5 protein-coding genes are annotated in these 4033 nt (G+C 77.6%); 4 read left to right on the forward strand and 1 reads right to left on the reverse strand.

The genetic code is table 11. The features are described from left to right. Positions 1–196: 196 nt before the first annotated feature. Positions 197–493 (reverse strand): DUF1540 domain-containing protein, encoded by a 297-nt coding sequence (locus ATM99_RS14960; protein ID WP_046529937.1) that lies wholly within the window; start codon positions 491–493, stop codon positions 197–199. Positions 494–821: 328 nt separating this feature from the next. Between ATM99_RS14960 and ATM99_RS14965 the strand changes: the two genes are divergently transcribed. The 4 genes from ATM99_RS14965 to ATM99_RS14980 are packed head-to-tail and all read left to right on the forward strand — an operon-like array spanning position 822 to position 3865. Next, on the forward strand, positions 822–1670 hold the full coding sequence (locus tag ATM99_RS14965; RefSeq protein WP_062103668.1) for a DUF4397 domain-containing protein: 849 nt from the start codon (positions 822–824) through the stop codon (positions 1668–1670). 17 nt (positions 1671–1687) lie between these two features. After that, entirely contained in the window at positions 1688–2431 is a 744-nt protein-coding gene (locus ATM99_RS14970; protein WP_223305148.1) for a class F sortase, read from the forward strand. A gap of 56 nt (positions 2432–2487) precedes the next feature. Next, positions 2488–3060 (forward strand): RNA polymerase sigma factor, encoded by a 573-nt coding sequence (locus ATM99_RS14975; protein WP_369798094.1) that lies wholly within the window; start codon positions 2488–2490, stop codon positions 3058–3060. A gap of 7 nt (positions 3061–3067) precedes the next feature. After that, positions 3068–3865 carry an anti-sigma factor gene (locus ATM99_RS14980; protein ID WP_223305150.1) on the forward strand — a complete coding sequence of 266 codons (798 nt, stop codon included), beginning with the start codon at positions 3068–3070 and terminating at the stop codon, positions 3863–3865. Positions 3866–4033: the final 168 nt, after the last annotated feature.

Genomic DNA, 4033 nt, shown 5'->3' on the forward strand with positions numbered 1-4033 from the left:
CGCGGTCGCGGCTGGCGGCCGGCAGCGACGGTGTGCTGCGTTCCGGCGCTCTGGTCGCCGGAACGCAGCACACCGCTGCGGCAGCGGGGCTCGTCAGGTACGGCGCACCGCGCCCTGCCCCCCGGACCGCGCGCGGACGACGACGGCCGCACCCCGGCGAGTCGGGGTGCGGCCGTCGGGCCCGGGGGCCGGCGCCTCAGCGCGCGGCGAAGGTGAGGCAGTCGGCGACGTCGTGCCCGGCGCCGATCCGCACCGCGGGGGCGCCGCACTCGAGGTGCTCGTTGTGGGTGCAGTCCTGCCGCTGGCACGCGCCGACGTGCGACACGACGCGGTCGAGGCCGCCCTTGACGCTCAGCGGGATGAACGTCGCGCACTGCGCGTCGCCGGCGCCGCCGATGGTGACGGCCGCGGCGTGGCAGGACGAGTGGTCGTTGTACGAGCAGCCGGCGACCGAGCACTCGGCCACGGCGGGGAGCTCTGCGAGCGTGCTCATCGGTACCTCCGGTAGGTCGGGACAACCTGTCGGGCACGACCTGGCGGCTGCGCCCTCACCTCGACGCTAGACCCGCCCACCGCATCCCGCCACCAAGCCAGGCCTGGCTAAGCCCCAGGTCAGAGGCCCTTTTTACGCAAGCGGCGTGTTGCGGAAAGCATGTCGCCGCAGGTCGGGCGGACGGCGCGTGCCGACCCGCGACGCCACCGCGCGCGGACGCCCCGGAAAAAAGTCCGCACGAGGTGCATCCGCACCCGCACCCCCGGGGGAAGTAGTCGTGTCAGCACGTCCTCGCCCGCCCTGGCGGGCCGAACGGAAGGACCCACCGATGCGCGCACGACTCCTGGCCGGCACCGCTGCCGGCGCGCTGGCCCTCGGCCTGACCGCGACCCTGACCGCCCTGCCCGCGAGCGCCGCGACCGGCAGCACCGCGAAGCTCTCGGTGCTGCACGGCGTCCCCGGCCTCACCGTCGACGTGTGGGTCGACGGCGAGCGCACGCTCGACGACTTCACACCGGGCACGCTCGCCGGCCCGCTCGACCTGCCCGCGGGCACGTACAGCGTCGCGATCACGGCCGCCGACGCCGCGGACGCGTCCTCGCCCGCGATCGGGCCCGTGGACCTGCCGCTGGAGGGCGGCAAGAACTACACGGCCGTCGCGCACCTCGACGCGTCGGGCCAGCCCACCGCGACCCTGTTCACCAACGACACGTCGACCACGGCCGCCGGGCAGGGCCGCCTCACGGTGCGGCACGTCGCCGCCGCGCCCGGCGTGGACGTCCTCGCGGGCGGTCAGGCCGTGATCTCGAACCTCACCAACCCGGACGAGAAGTCGCTCGACCTGCCGGCCGGCACGGTCTCGGCGTCGGTCGTCGCGACCGGCACCACCCAGCCCGCGCTGCTCGGCCCGGCCGACGTCCCGGTGACCGAGGGCACGAGCACGATCGTCTACGCGTGGGGCTCGGCCGAGGCCGGCAACCTCGCGCTCGCGACGCAGAGCATCAGCGGGCTGCACTCGGGCCCGTCGGGCGTGCAGGCGGGTCAGGTCGGCCTCGCGGCGGACCGGCCGTCGCCGGCCGTGCCCGTGGCGCTGACGATGCTCGTCGCGCTCGGCGTCGCGGGTGCGGCCCTGGCCGGTCGTCAGGTGGTCGCGCGCCGCGCGACCACGCACCGCTGACCGGCCACCCGCGCACCGTGACCACCGACGCCCTCGGCGCCCGCCCCGCCCCCGCCGGGCGGGCGCCGGGGGCGGCAGCCCCACGGCGTCGCCGCGTGCTCCCCCGGCACGCGGCGGCGCTGGTCGCGGTCGCGGTCCTGACCGGGTGCGGCGGCACGACGGACGCCGGTGCGGACGCGACGGCCATCCCCGACGCTCCGTCGTCGAGCGCGCCGGCGGCCACGGCGGCGGCACCCGCGCCGGCCCCGGGCCCCGCGGTCCCCGTGCAGGACGCCGCACTGGGTGCGCAACCCGCCCCGACGCAGGCACCCGCCCCCACGCGGGTCACCGTCCCGGACCTCGGCCTCGACATGCCGGTCGACCCGGTCGGCGTCGCGGACGACGGCAGCATGGAGATCCCCGACGACGCGGACCGCGCCGGCTGGTACCGGTTCGGCCCCGCACCCGCCGACCCCGCGGGCGCGACGGTCGTCGCGGCGCACGTCGACTCGTGGACCACCGGCATCGGGCCGTTCTCGCGGCTGCGGGACGTCGCGGTCGGTGCGCGCGTCGAGGTGACGACGGCCGACGGCACGGTCCACGCGTACGTCGTGCAGGACGTCGTGCAGGTGCCCAAGGGCGACGCACCGGTCGAGCAGTGGTTCGACCGCGACGGCGCCCCGCGGCTCGTGCTCGTCACCTGCGGAGGGGCGTTCGACCGCGAGGTAGGGCACTATGCGGACAACGTCGCCGTCACCGCCGTGCCCGCACCGGGTGGGTGAGCGTCGTGCTGCAGGCGAGGACGACCGGCGTCGCCGCGACGTCGGAGGGAGACGGGGTGAGCGTGCCCGCCGCCACGCCTGACGACGTCGACGCCGTGGGCCGCGCGTTCGCCGCGGGCGACGAGGCGGCGATCGGCGAGGCGTACCGCCGCTGGTCGGCCCTCGTGCACACGGTCGCGCTGCGCTCGCTGGGCGACCGCACCGAGGCCGAGGACGTCACGCAGCAGGTGTTCGTCGAGGCGTGGCGCGGCCGGCACCGGTTCGACCCCGACCGCGCACGGCTGCCCGCGTGGCTCGTCGGCATCGCGCGGCACGCGGTGGCGGACGCCCACGAGCGCCGCGCGCGCGACCGTCGGCTGGCGCAGGCCCCGGCCGTCGCGGCCGAGGCCGACCCCGCCCCGGCGCCCGGCGTGGACCAGCGCGTCGTGGACCGCGTCGTCGTCGCCGACGCGCTCGCGGGGCTCGGCGACCCGCAGGGCACGATCCTGCGGCTCGCGTTCTTCGACGACCTGACGCACGACCAGATCGCCGCCCGGCTGGGCCTGCCGCTGGGCACGGTGAAGAGCCACGTGCGGCGTAGCCTGGCACGCCTGCGCACGCGATGGGAGGTGGATGGTGCCGTCCGATGACCTGCACGTGGACGACGAGACCCTCGCCCTCCTCGCGCTCGGCGAGCAGGCCGGCACGCCTGACGACGCCGCCCACCTGACCGCGTGCGAGCGCTGCGCGCACGAGCTCGCGGACTTGCGCGACGTGGCCGACCTCGCCCGCGAGGCGGGCCCGGCCGCGGAGCTCGTGGCGCCCGCACCGGACGTCTGGGACCGCGTCGCGGCCGAGCTCGGGCTCGGTGAGCGCGCGCACGCGGCGGCGCACGCGGGTGCGACCGACGCCGCGGACGAGGGTGCGACCGCCGCCGTGCGCTCAGGTGCGACCGCCCCCGCGGACGCTGCACCGGCCGCGGCCGGTGGCCCGGCCGTCGTCGTCCCGCTGCGAGCGCGCTCGCGCGGCGTGCGCGGGCGCTGGCTCGCGGTCGCTGCGGCCGCGGGCCTCGTGCTGGGCGGCGCGGGCGCGACGATGTGGTGGCGCACGTCGGCACCCGGGACGGTGCTCGCGAGCGCGACGCTCGAGCCGCTGCCCGGCTGGTCGGAGACCGGCAGCGCGCAGGTCCGCACCGCACCCGACGGGACGCGCTCGCTCGTCGTCGACCTCGACGACGCACCCGGCGTCGAGGGCTACCTCGAGGTGTGGCTGCTCAAGCCCGACGTGTCGGGCCTCGTGAGCCTGGGCACGCTCGACGGCACGAGCGGCACGTTCGCGCTGCCGCCCGGCCTGGACCTGGCGCAGTTCCCGGTGGTCGACGTGAGCGACGAGCCGATGGACGGGGACCCCGCGCACTCGGGCGTCTCGGTGGTCCGCGGCGCGCTCGACGTCTGACACGGACGGGCCCGCCCGCTCGTCGTGAGGGCAGGGCCGGCCGGCCCGACGCCCCGTGACGCGACCGCTCGCCGCGGCCCCGTGCACGAGAACGCGACCCGGTCGGGGATCAGGACCGGGTCGCGCTCTCGTGGTCCGGCGGCGGCCGGACCGCACCGTCACCCCGGG

Source organism: Cellulomonas sp. B6 (genome assembly GCF_001462455.1).
Taxonomy (GTDB): domain Bacteria; phylum Actinomycetota; class Actinomycetes; order Actinomycetales; family Cellulomonadaceae; genus Cellulomonas.

Bases quoted from the DNA above. Each gene is read 5' to 3' on its own strand.
- ATM99_RS14960 (WP_046529937.1), bottom strand. From the start codon at position 493: ATGAGCACGCTCGCAGAGCTCCCCGCCGTGGCCGAGTGCTCGGTCGCC.
- ATM99_RS14965 (WP_062103668.1), top strand. From the start codon at position 822: ATGCGCGCACGACTCCTGGCCGGCACCGCTGCCGGCGCGCTGGCCCTC.